General features: G+C 51.0%; 13 protein-coding genes. 5 read left to right on the top strand and 8 right to left on the bottom strand.

Annotated features, from left to right (window positions below; all coding sequences use genetic code 11):
* Positions 1-28: 28 nt before the first annotated feature.
* The 3 genes from QZ331_RS00480 to QZ331_RS00470 all read right to left on the bottom strand — a co-directional run bounded on the left by QZ331_RS00480 (position 29) and on the right by QZ331_RS00470 (position 2,848).
* Entirely contained in the window at positions 29-994 is a 966-nt protein-coding gene (locus QZ331_RS00480; RefSeq protein ID WP_294627003.1) for a FecR family protein, read from the bottom strand.
* A 330-nt stretch (positions 995-1,324) separates the two neighbouring features.
* On the bottom strand, positions 1,325-1,870 hold the full coding sequence (locus QZ331_RS00475) for an RNA polymerase sigma-70 factor (RefSeq protein WP_294627001.1): 546 nt from the start codon (positions 1,868-1,870) through the stop codon (positions 1,325-1,327).
* A 102-nt stretch (positions 1,871-1,972) separates the two neighbouring features.
* Positions 1,973-2,848 carry a DMT family transporter gene (locus tag QZ331_RS00470; RefSeq protein WP_294626999.1) on the bottom strand — a complete coding sequence of 292 codons (876 nt, stop codon included), beginning with the start codon at positions 2,846-2,848 and terminating at the stop codon, positions 1,973-1,975.
* Between the two features lie 449 nt (positions 2,849-3,297).
* On the opposite strand from QZ331_RS00470, the gene leuS reads away from it, so the two are divergent.
* The 4 genes from leuS (at position 3,298) to QZ331_RS00450 (ending at position 8,640) form a co-directional block, all read left to right on the top strand.
* Complete coding sequence (gene leuS, locus QZ331_RS00465) at positions 3,298-6,132, top strand: leucine--tRNA ligase (protein WP_294626997.1); 2,835 nt, start codon at positions 3,298-3,300, stop codon at positions 6,130-6,132.
* A gap of 98 nt (positions 6,133-6,230) precedes the next feature.
* Entirely contained in the window at positions 6,231-7,148 is a 918-nt protein-coding gene (locus QZ331_RS00460) for a YitT family protein (protein WP_294626996.1), read from the top strand.
* A gap of 43 nt (positions 7,149-7,191) precedes the next feature.
* Positions 7,192-7,773 carry a non-canonical purine NTP diphosphatase gene (locus tag QZ331_RS00455; RefSeq protein ID WP_294627244.1) on the top strand — a complete coding sequence of 194 codons (582 nt, stop codon included), beginning with the start codon at positions 7,192-7,194 and terminating at the stop codon, positions 7,771-7,773.
* Positions 7,774-7,803: 30 nt separating this feature from the next.
* On the top strand, positions 7,804-8,640 hold the full coding sequence (locus tag QZ331_RS00450) for an OmpA family protein (RefSeq protein WP_294626994.1): 837 nt from the start codon (positions 7,804-7,806) through the stop codon (positions 8,638-8,640).
* Between the two features lie 164 nt (positions 8,641-8,804).
* Here the strand turns inward: QZ331_RS00450 and QZ331_RS00445 are convergent, their stop codons facing one another.
* The gene (locus QZ331_RS00445) at positions 8,805-10,040 is read right to left on the bottom strand and encodes a DUF2264 domain-containing protein (RefSeq protein ID WP_294627242.1); all 1,236 of its coding nucleotides are present in this window, start codon (positions 10,038-10,040) and stop codon (positions 8,805-8,807) included.
* A 19-nt stretch (positions 10,041-10,059) separates the two neighbouring features.
* On the bottom strand, positions 10,060-11,283 hold the full coding sequence (locus QZ331_RS00440) for a glycoside hydrolase family 88 protein (RefSeq protein WP_294626992.1): 1,224 nt from the start codon (positions 11,281-11,283) through the stop codon (positions 10,060-10,062).
* Between the two features lie 213 nt (positions 11,284-11,496).
* Between QZ331_RS00440 and QZ331_RS00435 the strand changes: the two genes are divergently transcribed.
* Complete coding sequence (locus tag QZ331_RS00435) at positions 11,497-13,752, top strand: glycoside hydrolase family 95-like protein (protein WP_294626990.1); 2,256 nt, start codon at positions 11,497-11,499, stop codon at positions 13,750-13,752.
* 216 nt (positions 13,753-13,968) lie between these two features.
* Here QZ331_RS00435 and QZ331_RS00430 read toward each other — a convergent pair whose 3' ends face one another.
* From QZ331_RS00430 to QZ331_RS00420, 3 genes are all read right to left on the bottom strand, one after another.
* Entirely contained in the window at positions 13,969-18,027 is a 4,059-nt protein-coding gene (locus QZ331_RS00430) for a hybrid sensor histidine kinase/response regulator transcription factor (RefSeq protein ID WP_294626988.1), read from the bottom strand.
* Positions 18,028-18,192: 165 nt separating this feature from the next.
* Complete coding sequence (locus QZ331_RS00425) at positions 18,193-19,893, bottom strand: RagB/SusD family nutrient uptake outer membrane protein (protein ID WP_294626987.1); 1,701 nt, start codon at positions 19,891-19,893, stop codon at positions 18,193-18,195.
* A gap of 18 nt (positions 19,894-19,911) precedes the next feature.
* Entirely contained in the window at positions 19,912-22,689 is a 2,778-nt protein-coding gene (locus QZ331_RS00420; RefSeq protein WP_294626985.1) for a SusC/RagA family TonB-linked outer membrane protein, read from the bottom strand.
* Between the last annotated feature and the right edge of the window lie 154 nt (positions 22,690-22,843).

The following is a 22,843-nucleotide window of genomic DNA, read 5'->3' as shown; positions in this document are numbered from 1 at the left end:
TTAATTAAAGATTTAACAAAGTGTGTTTTCAATAAATGATTATCTGATTTTCGTCAACGATGGTATATTTAAAAGGAGTGACTCCCTGCAAGGCTTTCAGTATACTTTCTACGGTATCGCTTTGCCTGAACTTGCCGGATATTTTCTTTGTCAAGTCTACCGATTGCCTGATGGTGAAGTGCACCTCATTCCATAGGGAGACCTGGTTGATTACTTTCCCAAAAGTTTCGGACTGGAAAGAGATGATGCCGTTTTTCAAATACTCTTCATTATCGAAGCACGACGGGTGCTTTACCAACTTATCGTCACACAACACAGCCTTTTCCTTAGGTTGAAGAAAGAGTTCATTCCGGGCGTTGTTCGAATCGTATATGTGTACTGCTCCTTCTACCAAATCTGTTTCAAATTCGGGACTCTCGGCATAAGCTGATACATGGAACTTTGTACCCAGCACTTGCACGCGATATTGTTTGGCCGCAACGACAAAGGGTTTGTCCGGATTCTTTGCTACATCAAAGAAAGTGGCTCCGTCCAGTTCTACGATACGGTTTTTGTCGTTGAACGAAGCGGAAAAGCGCAACTGGCTGCAAGGACTGAGCCATGCAACTGTCCCGTCGGGCAAATCCACCTTCACACGCTGTCCTTTCGGCGCGGTAACAACCGTAAATCTTCTTCCGGATTGTTCGGACATATAGTGTGCAGTCACAAAAAAAGTGGCAACTGCCAGCAGGCACACAACAGCAGCGTATTTCATCGAAAGCACCAACGTACGTTTCATCCTCTTCCTAAAAAGGAATTGCATAAAACGCTTCTTGCCCTCGCGGCTGAGTTCTCCGTCTCCGTCGCAAGACACCCATCCGGCAAGGGCAACTGCATTTTGCATTTGAAGAAATTCCTTCTTCAACGTTTCATCCTCCTCCATCGAAGTAAAAAGAAACTGTTTTTCTTCGACCGTGATGCGCTTAGCAAAATATTTATCAATTAATTCATTCATAATCTATGCTTTCTATGAATAAGACGAGGCAATCTGTGAAATCCACTAAAGGAAAAACCAACTTTTTTGAAGAAAAAGAATAATTGATTAGAAATCAACATGATAATCTGCCATTTTCACGCTCCAGATAACTCATTTGCAGCGTATATAGATGCTATTTTCACCGCATATATGTCCTGCGTGCAGGAGATAGAGAGCCAACGGCCAGCATCTATATGTCCTGCACGCAGCGCATATATGCGCTGTAACAGGCTGATTATTAGCGTACAAATACATCGTTTGGGAGATAGGGAAAGGGGAACTTCACACCATACATCCGAAAAAGGATATTTATATAATGAAAAGAAACAATGGAAAGTAATCCTTGAGTTCATCTTTCAGCTTGCGCAAGGCTATCACTATTTGATTTTCTACCGTATTAGGAGAGATGTTCAGTTTATCAGCAATCTCTTTATAACGCAAGTTCTGCAAGCGGCTCATAATAAATATCTCCCTACAGCGTTCGGGCAAGTTGTCAATAGCGCGGTGCAGCAGTTGTTCGATATCGGCGTCAGACAAATGGTCTTCGTCAAACTTCTCCAACGAATAAAGTTTCAGTTCCATTTCTTTATTCTCCACTTCGGAAAGCACACCTTTATGCGCTTCGCGGTTCATCTCCTTGCGCAGATAATCTATGCAACGGTTGCGTACCAGCGTAAAGAGATAAGCATTCGGGTTATGAAGCGAAGGGAGGAGATCGCGATGCTCCCAAAGATATACAAACAAATCCTGGACAATATGCTCAGCCTCTTCCTCCCGAATCAAATACGTCTGCGCGAAACGCAATAACTTGGGGAAATATACATCATATATGTTTGAAAAGGCATCGTGCTTCATGATAGCTTACTTTTACATCATATAGTTAATCGGTTAGCGAATTTAGTAAAAAAAACTGTAACTGTATGTAAGTCTTATAAAAAAAAGTCAAGCCCACACCGCTCATTTCCTTTCCGCCAACCAAACTCCCCCTACAATGCAGGCCGCTCCCGCCAACATCATCCACGTGATTTGTTCGTGAAGAACAATCACCGAAGCCACCATCGTCACCAACGGATTGAGGTAGATATAATTGGAAGCCCGCATCGTGCCCAACTGTTTCAGCACTACATTCCACATAACATAGCAAATCAAGGAAGCAAGAACAGCCAGAAACAAAAGGTTGGACAACACCGCCGGTTGCAGCAACACCGCAAAGGCCGGTTGCAACGGATGCAGCCAAAAAGCGGGAAGAATGGTCAATACTCCATAAAAGAATATCTTACGGGTGATGAACACTGTAGGATAACGCCCTCCCATCTGCCTGATAACCAAACTGTAAAACGCCCACGACAAAGCAGCCGCCAACGTGAGCAAATCGCCCGCAGGAGACAGCTTCAGCATCACACTGCCATTAAAGACTACCAATCCCACCCCCAGCAAGGCCAACAACGAACCGTAGATTAGTCCGCGTGTAGCCCTTTCGCCTTTATAAAAAAGCAACGAAAGAACCGTGGTCAGCAACGGAGCCGTACAGATGATAAAAGAGACGTTCGAGGCCTGCGTAATGCCCAACGCGGTATTCTCCGTAAAGAAATAGAGCGAACCGCCCAACACACCGCCGGCTACCAGCCAAAGTTCATCTCGCACGCTTCCGGCAAACAGACGCCGGGGAGAAATGACCCAAATACCTAAATAAGCAATCAGGAATCGATAAAAGAATATCTCCTGAGGAGTAAGTCCGTGAGCAATCAGCACTTTCGTAGCAATGAAAGTCAGTCCCCAGACAGTAACGGTCAATATGGCTGCCAGGTGATAGAATCTCTGTGTCAGTTTCATAACATATACCTATTAAAATGGTGCAAAGATAGAGAGAAGTTACGGAAGAATAAGCAATCCGCAGAACAGATTTACAGTTACCCGACAAGCTGCTACAACAAAGCCCAAACAGAAGTTCTTGTAAAATAAAGACACCGCATAACCTCCATTATACTGATAAAGAAGAAACCTCATTCGCCTCTTTCAAAAACCAAAAATGGGCAAGAAACTTCACAGTCTCCCGCCCATTCGTTATCCTTTTCTATGCATTTTGCAACCTAACCCTATTGAATATATGTAATCAAAATTCAAAAAGCCATCGTCTTTGCCCTTTTTATTTTCTCCAAATATACGAAATAAAAACAAGAAAGTCAAGAGTGAAAACGTGGTAATCTGAAAATAATCACGTAAATTTGTGCAGTAAATAAAACATAAAAATACAAATCACTATAAATAAAAACTTTATCACTATGGAGTACAATTTCAGGGAAATTGAAAAGAAGTGGCAGAAAAGGTGGGTGGATGATAAAACCTACCAAGTAACAGAAGACGACTCGAAGCAAAAATTCTATGTGCTGAATATGTTCCCCTATCCGTCCGGTGCCGGATTGCACGTAGGACACCCGTTGGGATACATCGCTTCGGACATTTACGCCCGCTACAAACGACTGCAAGGCTTCAACGTACTCAACCCGATGGGATATGACGCATACGGACTGCCCGCCGAACAATATGCCATCCAGACCGGACAACATCCGGCAATCACCACCGACGCCAACATCAAACGCTATAAAGAACAACTGGACAACATCGGATTCTCCTTCGACTGGAACCGCGAAATACGTACCTGCGACCCCGAATACTACCACTGGACCCAATGGGCTTTCCAAAAAATGTTCAATAGTTACTATTGCAACGACACACAGCAGGCACGCCCCATCGAAGAACTGGAAAAAGCATTCGCCATCTACGGCAACGAAGGACTGAACGCTGCCTGCAGCGAAGAAATCCACTTCACCGCCGACGAATGGAACGCCAAGAACGAAAAAGAAAAACAGGAAACACTGATGAACTACCGCATCGCCTACTTGGGAGAAACGATGGTGAACTGGTGTGCCGAATTAGGAACAGTGCTGGCAAACGACGAAGTAGTGGACGGAGTGAGCGAACGCGGCGGTTTCCCCGTTGTGCAGAAAAAAATGCGCCAATGGTGCCTGCGCGTATCCGCCTACGCCCAACGACTGCTTGACGGACTGGATACCATCGACTGGACAGACTCGCTGAAAGAGACACAAAAGAACTGGATAGGACGTTCGGAAGGCGCCGAAGTGCAGTTCAAGGTGAAAGACAGCGACCTCGAATTTACCATCTTCACCACCCGCGCAGATACGATGTTCGGCGTTACCTTCATGGTGCTGGCGCCCGAAAGCGAACTGGTGGCACAACTCACCACCTCAACACAGAAAGCCGAAGTAGACGCTTACCTCGAACGTACCAAGAAACGTACGGAACGCGAACGCATCGCCGACCGCGGCGTCACAGGCGTATTCAGCGGTTCATACGCCATCAATCCCTTCACAGGCGAAGCGGTGCCCGTATGGATTAGCGACTACGTGCTTGCCGGATACGGAACGGGAGCCATCATGGCAGTACCCGCCCACGACAGCCGCGACTATGCATTTGCCAAACATTTCGGATTGGAAATCCGCCCGTTGGTAGAAGGATGCGACGTCAGCGAAGAGAGCTTCGACGCCAAAGAAGGCCTCGTATGCAACTCCCCGCGTCCGGACGCAATTCCCTATTGCAACCTCTCGCTCAACGGATTGACTATCAAGGAAGCCATAGCTGCCACCAAGAAATATGTGAAAGAACACAACTTAGGACGCGTGAAGGTGAACTACCGCCTGCGCGACGCCATCTTCTCACGCCAGCGCTACTGGGGCGAACCGTTCCCGGTTTACTATAAAGAGGGTATGCCTTACATGATTGACGAAAGCTGCCTGCCGCTCGAACTGCCCGAAGTAGCCAAGTTCCTGCCCACCGAAACAGGCGAGCCGCCGTTGGGACACGCTACCAAATGGGCTTGGGATACTGCAAACAAGTGTGTCGTAGAAAACGAGAAAATCGACAACATCACCATCTTCCCGCTCGAACTGAACACCATGCCCGGATTTGCCGGTTCTTCCGCCTACTACCTACGCTATATGGACCCGCGTAACCACCAGGCCTTAGTCGACACGAAAACAGACCGGTACTGGAAAAACGTAGACCTCTACGTAGGCGGCACGGAACACGCCACAGGACACCTCATTTACTCCCGTTTCTGGAATAAGTTCCTCCACGACCTCGGAGTTTCCGCCGTAGAAGAGCCGTTCCAAAAGTTAGTGAACCAGGGAATGATTCAAGGACGCAGCAACTTTGTGTACCGCATCAAAGACACCAACACATTCGTTTCACTGAACCTCAAAGACCAATACGACGTAACTCCGCTCCATGTAGACGTGAACATCGTATCCAACGACATACTCGACCTGGAAGCCTTCAAAACCTGGCGCCCCGAATACGCAACGGCGGAGTTTATCCTTGAAGACGGAAAATACATCTGCGGATGGGCAGTGGAAAAGATGAGTAAGTCTATGTTCAACGTTGTCAATCCGGATATGATTGTTGAGAAATACGGAGCAGACACGTTGCGTATGTACGAAATGTTCCTCGGCCCGGTAGAACAGTCTAAACCGTGGGACACCAACGGTATCGACGGTGTACACCGTTTCCTCAAAAAATTCTGGTCGCTGTTCTACAGCCGCACGGGCGAATACCTCGTAAAAGAAGAACCGGCAACAAAGGACGAACTCAAGAGCCTGCACAAACTGATTAAGAAAGTGACGGGAGACATCGAACAGTTTTCTTACAACACCTCTGTCAGTGCCTTCATGATTTGCGTCAACGAACTCTCCAACCTCAAGTGTAACAAGAAAGAAGTGCTGGAACAATTCATCATCGTCCTCGCTCCTTTCGCCCCGCACATCTGCGAAGAGTTGTGGCACACTCTCGGACACGATACTTCCGTATGCGATGCCACATGGCCCGCATACAACGAAGAATATCTGAAAGAGGATACTGTCAACTATACCATCTCTTTCAACGGAAAGGCACGCTTCAACATGGAGTTTGCAGCAGACGAATCCTCGGAAGCCATTCAAGCAACTGTGCTTGCCGACGAACGTTCGCAGAAATGGATAGAAGGCAAGACGCCGAAAAAGGTCATCGTCGTTCCGAAAAAGATAGTCAACATAGTCTTATAACACAGACGACAAGCGGTTAGTGATAAGTGACTGGTTACATCACTTGTCACTAACCATTCATCTCCTTTTCATTTATAACTTCTAAATCACCAACCAACGTGTACAAACTGACAAAAGCGGACATTATGAGAGAAGTAAAGGATTACTTTTACATCACTCTCGGATTGATTAGTTATGCTTTGGGATGGGCGGTATTCTTACTTCCCTACCAAATTACCACCGGAGGAACCACCGGTATCAGTGCCATTATTTACTATTCCACCGGCTTTCCTATCCAGTGGTCTTACTTCCTCATCAACGCCGTACTGATGGCTTTCGCTTTCCGGATATTGGGACCGCGATTCAGTATCAAGACGACATACGCCATTTTCATGCTGACATTCCTGCTATGGCTATTCCAGTTATTGGTAAACAACCACATGGAATCACCTGACATGAGTGCCGACGGCAAACCTCTGCTGCTCGGTCCCGGACAGGATTTCATGGCGTGTATCATCGGAGCCATGATGTGCGGCATCGGGCTGGGAGTAGTGTTCAACTACAACGGAAGCACCGGAGGAACGGATATCATTGCCGCCATTGTCAACAAATACAAAGACGTGTCGCTCGGAAAGATGATTATGCTCTGCGATGTTGTCATCATCACTTCATGCTACTTTATCTTCCACGACTGGCGCCGCGTTATCTTCGGTTTTGTCACGCTGTTCATCATCGGTGTTGTGCTCGACTGGACAATCAACCGTGCCCGCCAATCGGTGCAATTCCTCATCTTCTCCAAGAAATATGATGAGATAGCCGACAGCATCATCAAAGAGGCCGACCGTGGCGTGACGGTGCTTGACGGAACGGGATGGTATAGCAAGGGAAGCGTAAAAGTGCTTGTCGTGCTTGCCAAGAAACGCCAGTCGCTCGATATCTTCCGCCTGGTGAAACGCATCGACCCCAACGCCTTCATCTCCCAAAGTTCCGTTATCGGCGTCTACGGCGAAGGGTTTGACAAGCTGAAAGTGAAATAAAGACAGCATCGGACTACATTGTACTCAAATAAGAAGAGAAATGATGAAACGCAAACTTGTATTTGCCACCAACAACGCCCATAAACTGGAAGAGGTGGCAGCTATATTAGGAGAGCATATCGAACTGCTCAGCCTCAACGATATCGACTGCCATACAGACATCCCCGAAACCGCCGACACATTGGAAGGAAACGCACGGCTGAAATCATCCTTCATCTTCGAAAACTACGGGATGGACTGCTTTGCCGACGACACCGGACTGGAAGTGGAAGCACTCAACGGCGCCCCCGGAGTCTATTCCGCTCGCTATGCAGGCGGCGAAGGGCACGACTCGCAAGCCAATATGCGCAAACTGCTCCACGACCTCGAAGGAGTGGAAAACCGCAAGGCACAATTCCGCACCGCCATTTCATTGATACTCGGCGGAAAGGAGTATCTTTTCGAAGGAGTGGTAAAAGGTGAAATCATCAAAGAGAAACGCGGTGATTCAGGTTTTGGCTACGACCCCATCTTCCAGCCAGAGGGCTACGACAAGACCTTTGCCGAACTGGGAAACGACATCAAAAACACAATCAGCCACCGTGCGCGTGCCGTGCAGAAGCTCTGCGAGTTTCTGCAACATTGAATTGTCCATACTTAAAAAACAGAAAACACAATGAAGAAAATTACCCTATTTACTCTGCTCACAATTCTGTTGTGCACTTCGTGTGTAACGAAAAAGAAGTTCATGCTTGCAGAAATGGCAGCCACCGCAAGCAAAGACAGCCTGCAAGGATTATTGACCGACTGCCGCCATACAAACGCCCAGATGTCGGCACAAATCAGAAATCTTTTGCGCGATACGACCCAAATGGGAAACAGCATCCGCCAGTATCAGAATATGCTGAACGCCAACATGACTGAACAGGAGAAACTGAATGCCCTGCTGAATCAGAAAAAGAACGAACTGAACGAAAGAGAACGTACCATCAACGAGCTGCAACAGATGATTAACGCTCAGAACGAGAAAGTGCAACAACTGTTGAGTAGTGTAAAGGATGCGTTGTTGGGATTCAGCAGCGACGAACTGACCGTTCGCGAGAAAGACGGAAAAGTATATGTGGCGATGTCGGACAAGTTGCTGTTCCAGTCGGGAAGCGCCCGTTTGGACAAACGCGGGGAGGAAGCGCTTGGCAAGTTGGCCGAGGTTTTGAACAAGCAGACGGATATTGACGTATTCATCGAAGGACATACTGACAACAAGCCTATCAATACGGTGCAGTTCAAGGACAACTGGGATTTGAGCGTGATTCGCGCCACTTCTGTTGTACGTATCCTGATTAAGAATTATCATGTGAACCCGTTGCAGATACAGCCCAGCGGAAGAGGTGAATATATGCCTGTCGATGACAACGAGACCGCCGAAGGCAGAAGCAAGAACCGACGTACGGAGATTATCATGGCTCCGAAGTTGGACAAGCTGTTCCAGATGTTGCAAGGGAACAATATGTAATGTATGCAATAGCGATGTACCGGGATTCACCACGAGGACACAAAGTCTCACGGAGTTTTTTTCTTTAAGGCGACCACGCCGACCATACTGATACGTATAAAACGAAACATCGGCAACCTAAAAAACTCTGTGAGACTCTGTGTCCTCTGTGGTGAATCTTGTTTTTATTTCCGCAACGAATGATGCCCGTCAATCGGGAAAGGTTTTCCCGACCATGCCTTCTGTGACGTCCATTCCTGTGCGGGGTCGCTCCAGAAAGGATGTTCGGCAGGGAGTCCCAAAGGCAGGAATACCAGTGAAGTCATATAGAGGCTGCCGTTGTTAGTATAATAGTTCGACAAGTGGGGTTGGTGTCCGGCAAAACCAAGTGCCAAGAATCCCTTATCGTCGAAGTTACCCTCTACGGCAAACATATTCCTCATTACAGCACTCAATGCGCTGCGCACCTGTCCGTTTGTCAGTCCGTCGGGGAGCCCGTACTTCCATGCGGAGAGTGCCAACGACTGAAACGCTCCCATACGATAGACTACCGAACGGCCGAAAGCCGGGAATGTTCCTTCCGGAGAAATCAGGCGTTCCATGAATGTGTTGAAGCGCTGCATACGTGCCACTGCCAACTGGTGTTTGACAGGAGTAGGGAAACGGTGTTTCTCGCACACTTCCAATATCTCCACATACATGGGATGCATCACAAACGAATTGTAATAATCAAGAGCAAACTCCGGACCGTCGGAATACCATCCGTCGCTGAGATACCACTCGTTCATTTTCGTGATACCGACAGAGAGCGCATAGCCGTCGGGAGCTTCGCCTGCAAAAATCAGGAAGGCTTCCACCATGCCGCGAAACAGCAACCAGTTGTTGTAGGCCGGACGGACAACGCGCGTTTTCTTGAAACACTCGATGTAGCGCGACTTGGTCTGCTCATCGAGCTGCTCCCAAGTTGCTTTCGGGGCACGCAGGAAGCTCTCAGCCAGGTAAGCAGCATCGACCAGCAGTTGTTGGTGTCCCTCCCACAACAGATAGTCGGGGCTTTGGGGGTCGACTGCATTCCGGTAGGAGCTTAATGCCCATTCGCGCAACTGGCGGCGTTGCTTCCCTTCGGCCGTGTCATCGTCGGGGAGTTCGAGCCAGGGGGAAATCCCTGCCATGAGACGCCCGAAGGCTTCCATGTAGGCCACCCGCGTATCTCTTCCGTCCCAAGTGGGGCTGAGTTCGAGTTGCATATTCTTTTGCAGTTCTCCCTTGCTCATGTTCTCCAAGATGGGTTGCGCTATTTTGTAGCAGAGGTCTGCCCATTGCTGGCGGTCGCTGACGGGCAGGTTCTTTTTCTTACCGGCTGCCGCCGCATTCAGAAACAGCAGGGAGACAAACAGGGATAGAAGGATTCTTACTTTCATCATATTGTGTCGTTTGGTTTTAGTTGTTAGACTTTTCGATATCCGTTTTGCGCTTCAAGGCTTCGAGGTAATAATAGTCCGCATAGTTCAAGGGCACATCCACTTCGCTGTTGTGGGGGATGCTTCCTACGCTGTGCATGAGGATGAACCGTCCGTTCTCTCCCTGCTGCGCGGTGTAGCTGTCGGACGAGAGCGACTCCATCATCTTGTCGGCATACGCACGGTAGGAAGCGGCGTCGGGCAGGTCATATGTGCTCAGTTCGTAAAGGGCAGAGGCAATGACGGAAGCCGAAGAAGCATCGCGCGGGGCGGCAGGCACGTCGGGGGCGTCCATATCCCAATAGGGGATTAAGTCTTGAGGCATATTCTTGAGGTTCTTCATAAACTCGAAGGTCTTGACAGCCTGGTCGAGATAAGCACGGTTGCCCGTTTCGCGGTAACATACGGTGTATCCGTAGATAGCCCACGCCTGTCCTCTGGACCATACGGACTCGTCGGCATAGCCTTGCGCAGTCTGGCGATGGCGCACACTTCCGTCCTCCAGGCTGTAGTCTATCACGTGATAGCAGCTTCCGTCGGGGCGGAAATGCTCCTTCAAGGTACGGTCGGCGTGCATGACGGCTACTTTATAATAGGTAGAGTCGCCCGAAAGTTTGGTTGCTTCGAACAGCAGCTCGAGGTTCATCATGTTGTCGATAATGACCGGACATTCCCAGCCGCGTTGCGCCTGCCAACTGTTTCCCTTCACATCCCAGCTCTGAATCACCTGGGGCTGTTCGTGGAAACGGGTGCAGAGAGACTTTGCCGCCTGAATCATAATGTCTTTATAGGCGGAGTTGCCGGTAAGGCGGAGTCCGTTTCCGAAACTGCAATTGATAATAAAGCCGATGTCGTGATGCCAAGTAAGGTATTGTGCCTGGCTGATGGCTTCGGTATATTTGCGGGCGAGGGGAAGAAGTGTCGTGTCGCCCGTCAGTTCATACAGATACCATACGCTTCCGGGGAAGAAGCCGCTCCGCCAGTCGGCGTAGCCGCAGTAGTAGACGCCGCCTTTGCTGTTGAGCGTAACGGGGTTCATAAACTTGCCACTGCTCTCGATGGTATCTATTTCCATGCCGATTTGCACACGGGCGTTGTCAATGGCTTTCCCGACCCATGTTTGTTTTTCAACTGCTCTTTGAGTGCACGATGCGGCAACCATCAGGGCGGCGCATCCTGCAAGGATAGAGTTTCTCAATTTCATGTCAATGTTTTCTTTATATATTAATGAATAAGTTTGTACCCCGTTTTTAACGTACGGCAAAATAGCAGCATTTATTTCTATATCATCTTACTAAATCGTCCTTAATTGCTATACCTATTTTCCATATCGCCCCAAATGGCTTCCAAACGTATTGATTAATAAAAATATAATCTTCATCTTTGCCCTGCAACTATAAAAACCGAATCACACACCATGAACAACCTCCGCATTGTTTTTTCAGCCGTATGCCTCTGCCTTTGGGCGGCAGCATACAACTCCGCATCGGCCCGCAACGGGAAAGTAAAGACAGACATAGACTGGCCTTCCTTCATGCAGAAGCAGGATTTGATTTGGGAGACACTGCCCGAATACTGGTATGAATCGGCCTATATGGGCAACGGTATGCTCGGCCTGATGATGTATAAGGAACCGGAACAAAACTACATCCGTTTCGAAACCGGCAACTGCTCCGTACACGACCATCGGCAGGGCGGAGGATTGTTTGCCAATCCGCGATTGCTGACCGGACACTTCGCCCTGTATCCCGAAGGCGAAATCACCGGCGGCACGATGCGCCTCGACATCTGGAACGCCGAAACAAAGGCGGAAGTGACCACAACCCGTGGAACCATCGGCCTGCACGCCTACGTGCACGCCGATGAAATGGTGATGCTGGTACGTACCGATGCTACCGAAGGCGAGAGGAACTTCCGGTGGGAATGGATACCCGCATCGGCACAAAGCCCCCGTTATCTTTATGCGCAAGGCGAAGGGAAATGGATAAAGGTGCCCGAGGAGTATCCGCTCACTCCCGCTCCGGAAGTGAAACCGGGAATCTCCCTCCAACGCCTGCAAGCAGGCGGAGAGACTGCCGTTGCCTGGAAAGAGACCCGCCCCGCGAAGAACGAACGCGTCTACTGGATGACGGTGACACACTCCTACCCCGAAGCCACCGCAGCGCAAGAGGCCCTCGCCACGCTCGACAAAGCGATGGCTACAGGAACCGCCAAACTAACCAGGCAGCACCGCACCTGGTGGAACAGCTATTACCCCGCCAGCTTCCTCACACTGCCCGATGGTATGAAAGAAAACTTCTACTGGATACAAATGTACAAGCTCGCCAGCGCCACGCGAGGCGACCGCGCACTGATAGACAACACCGGCCCCTGGCTCACCGTCACCCCGTGGCCCAACGCCTGGTGGAACCTGAACGTACAACTCACCTACTGGGCGCTCAACACGTCCAACCGCCTCGACCTTGCCGCCTCGCTCGAGAACGCCATCTACAACAACACCGACCGCCTACGCAACAACGTACCCGAAGCCTACCGTCGCGACGCGCTGGCGATAGGCCGCTCGTCCAACCTGACGTGCGAGTCGGAAGCTGTAGGAATCCCAGGCGCAGACAAACAGGCGGAAGTAGGCCTGCTACCGTGGACGTGCCACAGCCTATGGCTCATCTACCGCCACAAGATGGACGACGGGCTACTGCGCGACAAGCTCTTCCCCGTGCTCAAACAAGCCATCAACTACTACCTCCACTTCACCTATCGCGGAACGGACGGCAAACTGCACCTGCCCCGCACCTACTCTCCCGAATACGGCAGCGCGGAAGACTGCAACTTCGACCTGGCTCTCTTGCGCTGGGGATGCCAGACGTTGCTCGACATTACCAAGCGGCTGCAAATAGAAGACCCGCTCATCCCGCGCTGGCAGACGACGCTCAACGAGCTGACTCCCTTTCCCGCAGATGCCAACAACGGGCTGATGATAGGAAAAGAGGTGCCTTACGCATTCTCACACCGCCATTACTCGCACCTGCTTGCCGCCTATCCGCTATACCTTATTAATAAGGAGCATCCCGCAGAACGCAAACTGATAGAGAAGTCGCTGCTCTACTGGCAAGGCAAGTCGGGGGCACACCAGGGATATTCGTGCACCGGAGCCTCTTCCATCTCCTCGGCACTGGGCAACGGCAATGAGGCACTTGTTTATCTCGACAAGCTGTTCACCAAGTTTCTGTCCGTCAATACGCTCTACCGCGAATCGGGCCCGGTGATAGAGACCCCTCTGTCTGCCGCACAGTCCATCCACGATATGTTGCTGCAAAGCTGGGGAGGAAAACTGCGCATCTTCCCCGCCGTGCCCGACAAGTGGAAAGAGGTGGCTTACAAAGATTTCCGTGCAGAGGGAGCTTTCGTCGTGAGCGCCAGCCGGAAGGAGGGAAAGACGGAATTCATTGCCGTCAGAAGCCTTGCCGGCGAACCTTGTGTCATCGTGACCGACCTGCATAAACCTGTATTCAAGGAAAAACGTACCTTTGCCGTCACGCCGTTGGCCGACGGGGCATACAGCATCGACTTGCGGAAAGGCGAAGAGGTGATTGTCTGCTCCGCAGAGACTCCGGCCGACTTCACCATCCGCCCCGTGGAAAACAGCGAAACGAACTGTTTCGGGAAGAAAAGATAAAAGCCTTGCTACAAGGCTCTTAGCAAACAATAAGAAGGGTGTTGACAACCTGTTTCCAGCACATATATGCGGTGCGTGCAGGAGATATAGATGCTGCGCGCAGGATATATATGTCCTGCACGCACCGCATATATGTGCTGGAAACACCCCAAGAAGCAACTGGAAATAGCGCTCATTTACAGCGAATTAACAAACAGCGCCGTCCTGCATAGTTGCCTATTGCCGCTCCGGCTTGTCCTGCTGCTTCTGCTCCCTCCTGTAATTTTGAGGAGTACATCCGAAATGGTTCTTAAAACAACGGCTGAAATAGACCGGCGCATTGAATCCGCTACGGTCGCTCACCTCGGCAATCGGCAGGTCGGGATACTGCTGTAACAAGGTAGCGGCGTGTTTCAGCCGGTAGTTGAGCAGGAAGTTGTTGGGCGTCATCCCCGTCAGCGCCTTGAACTTGGTGTAGAGCAACGACCTGCCCACACCCACTTCCCTGCAAAGCGCCGGAATATCGAACTCCGTATCGTCAATATGTTTTTCAATCACCTGCGAAGCCCGCTTGAGCAGATCTTTGTCCAAAGGATTGATGCTCGTGAGGTCTATCTCCGACATAGGCTTCTTGTCAAACTGGTGCTGCATCAGCAGGCGGCTCCTTATCAGATTGTTGGCACGCGCCAACAACAACTGTGCATGGAACGGCTTGGTAATGTAATCGTCGGCTCCACGGCTGAGCCCCTCGATGTTCTGCTCGGTAGAGTTGAGCGCAGTCAGAAGAATGACGGGAATATGACACAGGTCGAGATTGTTCTTGATTTGCAGGCACATTTCCGTTCCGGTCATTTCGGGCATCATCACGTCGCTGATTACCAGGTCGGGCGAACTCTTGCATACTTCTGCCAGTCCCTCCTTGCCGTTGCGCGCGCAAACAATCCTGTAGAAAGGTTCGAACAGCTCTTTCAGAATTTGAAGCAACTCCTCGTTGTCCTCCACCAAAAGCACCGTATGCGTCTTGTCGCCTGCCGCCGTCTCCTCCTCACCGTCCGAGGACGTGGCTGACAGCGGTTCTTCTCCCTCAAATACAGGCATCGAACCGGGCAGGACATCGCTCTCGACGTCTTGCGTGACGAACTGTACGTTCTTGTCGTTCAGAAACACGTCTTTCCGGCGCGGAAGGCGCACGGTAAACGTGCTCCCTTCGCCTACGGCACTCTCTACCGTTATCTCGCCGTGATGCTTCTCGACGATGGTCCGCGTCAGCGCCAGTCCGATACCCGTACCACCGAACAGTGTCTCTTGCTTATCGCGGTTGTCGCCCTGAAAGAAACGGGCAAATATCCTGTCTTTGTTCTGTTCCGAAATACCGATACCGGTATCTGTGATGTGAATCTTGATGTCGCTGTTCGTCACCTCGCCCGAGAGGACGATGCTCCCTTTGTCCGAAGTGTACTTGAAGGCGTTGGACAGCAGGTTGAAGAACACCTTCTCCATCAACTGCCATTCGAACCAGCAGGAGACGGGCAGTTGCGGCAGCTTAAACTCGTAACGGATGTTACGCTGCTGCGCATAGTCGGCAAAGGAGAGGTAGATTTCTTGCAGAAAGGCTATGATGTCCTGTTGCTTTATCTGTATGGTTCCGTAGTTCTGCTCCAGCTTTCTGAATTCGAGGAGTTCGGAAATCAGCCTGTTCATCTGCTGCGCGTTCTTCCGTATCTTGGCGATTTGATTATAGACGGAGGGATGGAGCGAGTACTTCTGCAACAGCACGTCGATGTGGCTGATAATGAGCGTAAGCGGCGTGCGGAATTCGTGGCTCACATTCGTGAAGAAAACCAGCTTGGCCTGGTTGAGCTGCTCTATCTGCTGCTTTTCAAACCGTTCTTTCTCCAGCGAAAGCGCCAACGTGCGCTTGGCAATCTTGCTGTAAAGATAATAGGAAATACAGGCGGCAAAGACCACCACGTAAACAATCCACGCCCACCAGGTATTATACCACGGCGAGGAGATGACGAGTTGCAGGGTGATTGTCTTCAACGCCTGCCCGCTCTTTTCGTTTATCAACGCTACGTGCAGCGTGTACGTACCGGGGTCGAGGTTGGTATAGTAGAGTTCGTTCTGCTTGGTGCGAATCCAGTTCTTGTCGAACCCTTCGAGCCGGTATTGAAACCATTTCTCCGAAAGTTGCTGCCCGTAGTCGGACAGGGCAAAGTGGATAATCAGGTTGTTCCGGTCGTGGCGCAACCGGAGGCTGCGCGTATAGGGGAGCGACTGAGAGAGGATGTGCGTATCGTCTCCCGGAGCAATCATGCGGTTGTTCACCCAAAGTTCGGAGAAGTAGAAATCCGAAGTCTCGTTGGTAATGCCGTTCTTATTGAACTCGTTTTCGGAGAATACAGTGACGCCTTTCGTATCTCCCACGTAGATATTCCCCTTGCGGGAAACCAGTATGCCGCATCCGTTGATGATATGTGTGGAAGGGAAGTTGCTCATCAGGTCAATCGTGGTGAAAGTTCCTTCGGAAGGAAGGTGGCAGGTGACGCCTTTGTCACCGGTGACAAGCACCTTCCCGTCGGGCGTGCGGCAGAGGTTGTAACAGAAGTCGCCGGGCAACTGGCTGTTGCGCGAGGTGTAGTGGGTGGTACGATGTGTGCGGCGGTCGTAGAAGAAAAGCCCCATGCCGAGCGTGGCTACGTAGACCCCTTCGTCGGTAGCCAATACGCGGGTGGAAGTCGCCTTGCAGTTCTCTTCCGCCAATTCGATGTAAGACACCGCTTCGGGATGTTCCACATGAGTGCACACCACCTTTTTCCATCCCACGAGATAGAGGTTACCTGCCTCGTCAATGTCAAAGTGCTCGTAGTAGGCGAAAGGAATATCGAGCCTGTGAAACATCTGTGTGCGTGTGTCGAGTCTGAAAAAACCGTTGTGAGCGGAGATGTACACCTGCCCTTTCCACATCTTTACGTGATATACTATCCCGTCGGGGCTTTCGGGCGAGGAGGAGGCTTCGCGGTAATAGTTGCGGAAAGTACCCGTAGCCAGGTCGTAACGCGACAGTCCGCCCAGGTAAGTACCGATGTAAAGACAGTTGTTCTGCTCGTCGTAACAGATGCTTTTCACATTGTTGTGAGGAATGGAATTGCCGCCGGAAGCGGTAAACTGCCGGAGGGTGTTCCACTTCTTGTCTACACAGACAATGCCGCCGCCATCGGTACTGAGCCACAGGTGGTCATCGTTGTCGATGACGATTTCGCCGATGTAAGAGTAGTAGAGATTGATGTTCTTCCCGTAGTCGTAGTGCACAAAAGCATCGTGATGGGGGTTGAAGTAGTTCACTCCTCCGTAGTAACTACCCACCCAGATGGTTCCGGCAACGTCTTTGTATAAAGCAAAAATGGAGGGATGATTCAGCCCGCCCATATACTGGGGAATCTGAATGAGGGAATACTGCCGGTGACGGCTGCTATAACGGTGCAACCCGTCAAAGGTACCAAACCAGATGTCTCCTTCGTTGTCCTCGACAAAATCGCGTATCTGCTCGCTGCTGATTCCTTCGGCCGACCCTACCGAATAGGGCACTTTGACGGGTGCGTCCGTGCCGTTCGTACGATACAGCCCGTGCATACGCGTACCAATCCACAATTCCTTCTGCGAGCTTTCGAAGATACGGTATATCTCCAGTCCTTCAAGCAGTTGTCGCCGTCGGTGCGAGTGGCGGTCTATCAGATATACGCCGTCGCTGGTTCCTACGGCAATCTCGTTGTCCATCATCGTAAGGCAGCAGATGCGGGCGGTGATGTTGGTTTTCAATACGAAAGCGGGGGCTTCGTCGGCTTTCAGGCAAAAAAGCGAGTCGTGCTTCATATACCACGCCCGCCCTTCAAAAGAGGTGAGTGCCGTGACAAGGCCTTCATCTGTGAGGGGGATAAAACGTTCGGTACGTATGTCGTATCTGACTAAGTTTTTGTCTATCGAGAAGTAGAGGTTGTCCAGGCTATCGCTCACAATAAACGCCACTTCGTTGCCCAACCATACGGCCGGCTCTCCGCCGGGAGCGTTTATCCATCCTTTGAACACCTTCACACGGTTGCCGTCATACCGGCTGATACCTTCTCTTGTACCAAACCACATCCTGCCCAGGCGGTCTTGATGGATAGCCATCACGGAGGGTTGGGGCAGTCCTTCAGACAGTCCTACATATTTGAAGTATTCGGCATACAGGGGCGAAATATAGATAAGAGAAAGGCACAATAACAGTAAATAGCGTAAGTTCTTATTATCTTCCATGCAGATTGTTGGGTTAAGTAACTGATTAGTTGGCAAATGTACTAATCAGGTGCAATATTCGCAAAAATAACAGAGATATACAAGTGTTTACGTATAAATTCCTTCCCCAAGTAGCCGAAAAAAGGCGGTGAGTTCTGCATCACCGCCTTTATCATATATTGAAACTTACCAACCGGCGTTCTGTACCAACTGCGGGTTCTTGAACAACTCGGTATTGGCTATCGGATAGAAATACATCTTGTCGTCAATCGTGTAAGTGGCAAGAGGTTCCCGCGTATAGCTCACTGTACCGTCGGCTTGCTTCACTACCTTCACTTTATGAATTGTCTTCATCTCGTCCAGGGCTTTCCAGCGACGGAGGTCCCAGAAACGCTGTCCTTCGAATGCAAACTCTACACGGCGTTCGTTCTTCAAGCGTTTCAGGAAGGCGTCTTTCGTCATACCGGCAGGATAGGCAGGCATCTGCACATCGCCACGGGCACGTACCTGGTTGACTGCGTCGCGGGCACTCAGTGTGTACGTTCCCGTGTAGTCGGGGTCGCCATAGGCGTTGACCATTGCTTCGGCATAGTTCAAGAGGATTTCCGCATAGCGGAAGAGAATCCAGTTGTGATGCTGGCTGGTGGTAGTCTCGCCGGTTTCAAACGTGACGTTGTTGTTGACGTACTTGCGCAGGTAGTAACCCGTAGTGGTGGCATTCTTAATGGGAAGTCCGTTCTTTCCGCCTTCGAATATCTCTACCGGGTCGTTCTTGGGCCACGCCATACCATTATATACTACGGTCATTGCCAAGCGTGGGTCGCGGTTGGCATAGGGGTCGGCTGCCTGAGCGGCGTTGCTCCAACTGAAGGCTTCGCCGGTATTCATCTCGTAGGCGTTCACCAAATCTTCGGTGGGACAAGTGGTTGTTTTTCCGCCTGCCACTCCCATCGGGAAGTTGGCAGCCTCGAACGCAGTGCTGGTTCCGGTGGGGCGGCACATGATGACTTCCTTGCTTTGGTTATTGGTAGCTCCATATAAGTTGGAGTACTTCGCGTCCAGTCCGTAGCCCAGGACAACGGATTCGCTGATAAGGTCGTAGGCTGCCTGGGCGGCATTCTTCCAGCGTTGTGTGGCGTCTGTGGCGCCGGCTGCATACAAGGGGCTGGCAAGATAGAGCGTGGCACGCGATTTCAGGGCAAGCGCCATTCCTTTGGTGGCGCGTTGCAGGTTGCCCTCTCCGCCGGGCATATTCTTATAGTTGGCAGGCAACTTATTGTCGGCAAGGTCAGTGCATTCGTCGATAACGAAGTTGAGTATGGCAGTTGCATCCGTGGGCGATGCTTCGTTGGCCTCCTCCTGAGTAAGTGTCCGGGTGATGAGAGGGATGTTCTGATAGCGTTTCACCAATTCAAAGTAGTAGAAGGCACGCAGGAAACGGACTTCGTGCTCGTAGTTCTGATAACTCTTGAAGTCGTCGGCAAATCCGTCGGAGTATTTCCACTCGTCGAACGTCAGACCTACGCAGTTCTCTAAGTAGAAGTTGGCATCGTGGATGGCTTTGTAGTAATTGGCAAAGACGTCGTCGATGGTGTAATTGGCCGACCATGTGCCGTTGATAAACCGTTGGATGGCGGACGACTCGTACACGTGTACGGCATCATCCGTGGCTGCGTCCAGCATGGCTCCCGAGGTGTTGCAGAAGTCTTGCGGCAAATAGCTGTAGACCTGCGTGGCAAGTTGCTTTACGCGGTCCATATTATCCAGGATTTGTTGCTTTGAGTAGTAGTCGGATTCACTGCAATCCATGAAGTCGCAAGCCGTGTAGAGGGGGACGGACGCAACTGCAAGCAACAGGGCGATATGTTTGAATTTAAAATGCTTCATGTTCGTTTTACTTTTTATTTAGAATGACAGGTTAACACCCAAAGTGTACTGGGTCATGGTCGGATGGTTGGTTCCGATGTTCTCGGGGTCGGCTATCTTAATCTTGTCTGCGCAGAAGAGGTCGTGACCGCGTGCAAAGATTCGGGCACTCTTGACGAATTTACTCTTCTTCATCATCTCGTCCGAGAAGTTGTAATACAGTTCCAGCGTGCGCAACTTCAGGTAAGAAGCGTCTGCCACCCAGAGGGAGTTTGTGGTATAGTTGTTGGCAGAGCCTTCGGAAGTGAGGCGCGGATACTTGGCATTCGGCGTGTCGGGCGTCCAACGGTTGTTGTAGTATTCGCTGGAGATGGTGCTGTTATCAATCAACGGCCAGTAGAGGCTCGGCGTGTTGAGCAGTGTGCTTTGGTGTCCCGTTCCTTGAAAGAGGGCGTAGATACCGAATCCTTTATACTCGAAGTTCAGGTCGAGCGAGTAGTAGATTTCGGGCATGGGGCTGTATCCCAACGCCACCTGGTCGTAAGAGTCTATCACTCCGTCGTTGTTCTGGTCTTTGTACTTCAAGTCGCCCGGACGCACATCCGACAGGTTTTGCTTCACGTTGCGATGATCGATTTCCCCCTGGTTCTGATAGATACCTTCCACTTCGTAGCCGAAATACTGGCCGATGCGGTTGCCCGTGCGTTTCAGGTAGTCGTACGGACGGTATTCTTCGTTCTGGTTGACAATCTTGTTGCGGTTGAAGGTGAGCATACCGCCTATCTGATAGTTGAAATCGCCTACCTTGTCAGCCCAGCGCAGGGCGGTCTCGACGCCGTAGCTGTCGACAACGCCATTGTTTATTTTAGGCACCGACAGGCCGAAGATGGACGACACGGCATTGTTGCCGCTAATGAGAATATCCGTACGGTGGTCGTAGAACCCGTCGATGGTGACCGACAGCTTGTTGAAAGCCATGAAGTCGAATCCGGCGTTCAGCTTGTGGGATTTCTCGTAGGTCATTCCGGCAAGGCCGAGCTGGGTGATTTTCATACCGCTGATGCTCGAGGGGTTCTTGCCGAAGAGATAGCTTCCTCCCGTTCCGTAGACATCGAGATAAAGGTCGGTATCGTAGTCGGCGCGTCCGGCAACGCCGTAGGAAGCACGGAATTTGAGCAGGTTGAGCCAGTCGCTCTTCAAGGCAGTTTCTTCCGACAGGAGCCATGCGGCACCCACGGAGGGGAAAAGCCCCCACCTGTGCCCCGGCTCTAAGATGCTGGCAGCCGAACCCGAGAGTGAGGCGTCCAATACGTAACGCCGGTTGTAGACGTAGTGTGCCTGTGCCACTACGTCCATGAACGCCCGCGAGTTGTTTTGGCCTTTTGCGTTGGTCTTGTCCATGTGGTACTGCAAGGTGGCGGCCAGACGATGTTTGCCCCAATCTCTGGCGTAATTGGCATATGCGCCGAAGTTGAAATGATTGACAGTAGAGCCTACGCTCTTGCTGAACGACAAGGCGCCTTCATTGCGCAGGTTGGTGTAGGTAATTTCGCCGGTGGCCCAATCCATCGCAGGCTGGTCGTAGGCAAACTTGCGGGTGTTGCTGTCCCAGTAGGAGGCGCTGTTGTCCAATCCGACTTCGAAGCCTGCCGACAGGCCTTTCAGCAGTCCGTCCAAGTCCTGGTTGAGCTTCATGTCGGCATACATATTGCGGGTCTGCGAGCGGGCGTAGCCTTCGCCTGCAATCATGGCTATCGGGTTGTTGGAATAGACGGTGGTTCCGCCCCATACATCGCGTGCCGTCTTCATGGGGAAAGCTCCCGAAGGCACCTGGTACAAGGCTTTGAAGAGTGTGCTTGCCGTCTCTCCCGGACGGTTGTGTTCGGAGAAGTTGCCAAAGAGGTTCAACTGCACCGTGGTGGTGGGGCTGACGGTAATATCGAGGTTGGTACGGATGTTCAGCTTCGAATATTTGAACTGGGTGGAGTAGCCGTCGTTGTCGTCGGTAGGTTTCAGTATTCCGTTGTCGTTGAGGTAGTTCAACTGCGTGAAATAGCGCACGAACTGGCCGCCCCCTTTGGCCGAGAAGGTGAGGTTGTTGCCGAAGCTGTGGTCGCGCAAGGCTTCGTTCCACCAGTCTACATTGGGATAAGCGTCGGGATGGCTTTGCGTGCGGAACGCCTCCAACTCTTCTGCCGAATAACGTGCGGAGAGCCCGTCGTTGGCCAGTCCTTCGTTCAACGCCGTGGCGTAGGTGTATCCGTCTGCCAATTCGGGCAGCCGGCGGGGAGTGCCCATCGTAAACTGATAGGAGAAGTTAATCTCCGGTTTGCCCTCTTTGCCGCGTTTGGTCTTTACGAGGATAACGCCGTTGGCGCCCTTGATTCCGTAAAGGGCGGTAGATGCGGCATCTTTCAGCACGGTGACCGATTCTATTTCGTCGGCACTGATTTGGTCGAGCGAACGCTCAAACCCGTCTACCAACACCAGCGGGGTGGTGGAGCTGCTCGTACCGTAACCGCGTACCCGCAGCGTAGCGGCATCGTCCCACGCATTGCCGGCATTCTGCAACACCTGCAATCCGGGAATCAAGCCGTAAAGCATATTGGAGTTGTTGATACTCTTTTTGTGCGAGAGTTCCTCTTCACCGGCGGTAGCCGTGGCCGTGGTCGATTCCTTCAAACCGAACGATAGCCCGCGTCCATACTCTACGACCGTTTTACTTTTGCGTGCCAGCAAACTGTCTTGTTCCTGAGCCGTAAGAACGACCGGCGAACAGAGTGCACACGCCACTAATAACTTGATACTTTTTCTCATGTGAGTATATTGTTATTTCTGTTTTCTGTTAATATCCATTGTTCATAATCATCATGCGCCATTTTTCCTCTCCACAGACCCTGTTTGCAGGGGATATGTCTCCTGTTTCCAGCACATATATATCCTATCTCCAACGTATATATGTCCAATGTCC

Origin of the sequence: uncultured Bacteroides sp. (assembly GCF_910586915.1) — a bacterium.
Taxonomy (GTDB): domain Bacteria; phylum Bacteroidota; class Bacteroidia; order Bacteroidales; family Bacteroidaceae; genus Bacteroides.
This window is presented reverse-complemented; position numbering and strand designations above follow the sequence as displayed.

Excerpts from the sequence above, each read along its gene's own strand:
- QZ331_RS00475 (WP_294627001.1), bottom strand. The coding sequence starts at position 1,870 with ATGAAGCACGATGCCTTTTCAAACATATATGATGTATATTTCCCCAAG.
- QZ331_RS00420 (WP_294626985.1), bottom strand. The coding sequence starts at position 22,689 with ATGAGAAAAAGTATCAAGTTATTAGTGGCGTGTGCACTCTGTTCGCCG.
- QZ331_RS00450 (WP_294626994.1), top strand. The coding sequence starts at position 7,804 with ATGAAGAAAATTACCCTATTTACTCTGCTCACAATTCTGTTGTGCACT.
- leuS (WP_294626997.1), top strand. The coding sequence starts at position 3,298 with ATGGAGTACAATTTCAGGGAAATTGAAAAGAAGTGGCAGAAAAGGTGG.
- QZ331_RS00445 (WP_294627242.1), bottom strand. The coding sequence starts at position 10,040 with ATGAAAGTAAGAATCCTTCTATCCCTGTTTGTCTCCCTGCTGTTTCTG.
- QZ331_RS00480 (WP_294627003.1), bottom strand. The coding sequence starts at position 994 with ATGAATGAATTAATTGATAAATATTTTGCTAAGCGCATCACGGTCGAA.
- QZ331_RS00430 (WP_294626988.1), bottom strand. The coding sequence starts at position 18,027 with ATGGAAGATAATAAGAACTTACGCTATTTACTGTTATTGTGCCTTTCT.
- QZ331_RS00470 (WP_294626999.1), bottom strand. The coding sequence starts at position 2,848 with ATGAAACTGACACAGAGATTCTATCACCTGGCAGCCATATTGACCGTT.
- QZ331_RS00435 (WP_294626990.1), top strand. The coding sequence starts at position 11,497 with ATGAACAACCTCCGCATTGTTTTTTCAGCCGTATGCCTCTGCCTTTGG.
- QZ331_RS00440 (WP_294626992.1), bottom strand. The coding sequence starts at position 11,283 with ATGAAATTGAGAAACTCTATCCTTGCAGGATGCGCCGCCCTGATGGTT.
- QZ331_RS00455 (WP_294627244.1), top strand. The coding sequence starts at position 7,192 with ATGAAACGCAAACTTGTATTTGCCACCAACAACGCCCATAAACTGGAA.
- QZ331_RS00425 (WP_294626987.1), bottom strand. The coding sequence starts at position 19,893 with ATGAAGCATTTTAAATTCAAACATATCGCCCTGTTGCTTGCAGTTGCG.